Genomic DNA, 2095 nt, shown 5'->3' with positions numbered 1-2095 from the left:
GCGGCGGCGCTGATCGTCTCGAAGGCGGGAACGGAAACGACACGTTCAGGAGCCGTCCCAACGACTTTGCGGACGCAACGATCGACGGCGGCGCCGGCTCCGATCGTCTGCTGCTCGAAACGGCGGGCGAAGGGCAGAATGTCTACGATCTGACCGGCACGGCTCTCGCGTCCATTGAGGAAATCGAGTTCCTCACGGACGGCGGAGACCTTTCCGAGAATACCAAGACGGTTCTCCTGTCCGCTTCGCAGATTGGCGGGGCCGGACTGTCGAGCACGCTGGTGATAGACGGCAATGACATTTTCAACAGCAGGGATCTGATCTCCATCTCGATGGACCGCGCCACCAGCCTGGATCTGTCCGGATGGGCGTTTCAGGATTGGGGCACGACGAATTCCGAAACTGGAGAAGTCATCACCATCACCGGCGACGCCGACGCCGAGACCATCACCGGGAGCCGTGAGCGCGACGTGATCTCGGGCGGCGGCGGCGACGACACGATGGTGGGTGGCTTGGGCAGCGATACCTTCATCTGGAACCCGGGCGACGGCAGCGACACGATCGAGGGCGGCGACGGCACGGACACGCTGGACTTCAACGGCTCCAACGCCAAGGAGTTCATCGGCCTGGTCACCAACGGTTCGCGGCTGAGCTTCACCCGGGACGTCGGCAATGTGACGATGGACGTCAACGGTGTCGAGAAGGTCAGCTTTGCCGCTGGCGCCGGCGCCGACGTCATTGTCGTCAGCAACCTGACCGGCACCGGTGTCACCGAGGTGGAGATCGACCTTGCTGCCCCCGGCGGCGGAGGCGACGGCGCGGTCGACACCGCGATGGTCAGCGGCACGAACGGCGCCGACTCCATTGCCGTTACCAGCGGCGGGCCTGGCCAGGTCATCGTCACCGGGCCGGCGGCCACGACCACGCTCGTCAGCGCGGAGGCCACCGACGGCCTCATCGTCATCGGTCAGGGCGGCGACGACGTGATCGACGCCTCGGCGCTTGCCGCAGGCCGGATCTCGCTTACGATCGATGCCGGCCTCGGCGCCGAGCTCATCTCCGGCAGCGCCGGCGACGACGTGATCATCGGCGGCGATGGCAACGAGACTGCCTTCATGGGCGACGGCGACGATACCTTCACCTGGAACCCCGGCGACGACAACGACACGATCAACGGCCAGGGCGGCTTCGACACGCTCGACTTCAAGGGCGCCAATGCCGCCGAGCAGATCGCCATTTCGGCGAATGGCGGCAGGACGACGTTCACCCGCGACGTCGCCAACGTCTCCATGGACCTCGATGGCGTCGAGAAGATCCAGTTCTCCGCATTCGGCGGCGCCGACGTCATCACCATCGGCGACCTTGGCGGTACCGGCGTGGAGCAGGTCGAGATCGACCTTGCTGAAGCGGCCAATCTCGCCGAAGCCGACACGATCATCGTCAATGGCAGCGACGGGAGCGACACGCTTTCGCTTTCCAAGACCCAGGTCGATGCCAAGGTCGTGGTCCTCGGCGCGCAGGCAGGCGATCTCCTGCAGGTCAATGCCGGTGCCGGAGACGACATTTTCAACTTCGTACCCCGCCAGGGCGTCACCGGCGTGACCTTTGACGGCGGTGCCGGCCATAACACGCTCCTTATGTCGATAGGCGGCAACGGGCAGAATTCCTACGACCTGACCGGCGCCAATTTTGCCTCGATCGATGAAATCGAGTTCGCGACGGGCGGTGGCACCTTTGTCGGGAATACCAGGACGGTCACCATTTCCGCCTCTCAGCTGGGTGACGGCGCACTGTCAAGCGCGCTGCTGATCAACGGAGATGACAATCGCAACAGCAAGGATTCTGTCGCCGTCACGATGGGAAAGGCGACCACGCTGGACCTTTCGGAGTGGAGGTTCGACGGGTGGGGCTCCACCGCAAGGTCTGGTAATAGCAGCGACAGCGAATTCATTACCGTCACCGGTGACGGCGACCACGAGACCATCACCGGCAGCTCCGAGCGCGACGTGATCGACGGCCGCGGCGGCAACGATACGATGAACGGCGGCCGCGGCAACGACGTCCTGGACGGCGGTGCCGGCGCCGACACCATGGC

1 protein-coding gene is annotated in these 2095 nt (G+C 64.8%); it reads left to right on the top strand.

Features of this window, described 5'->3' with window-relative positions:
• On the top strand, nt 1–2095 hold a 2095-nt coding region (locus tag LXM94_RS25130; protein WP_235774539.1), incomplete at both ends, for a hypothetical protein.

It is taken from the genome of Rhizobium alarense (genome assembly GCF_021555155.1).
GTDB classification, from domain to species: Bacteria; Pseudomonadota; Alphaproteobacteria; order Rhizobiales; family Rhizobiaceae; genus Rhizobium_D; species Rhizobium_D alarense.
This window is presented reverse-complemented; position numbering and strand designations above follow the sequence as displayed.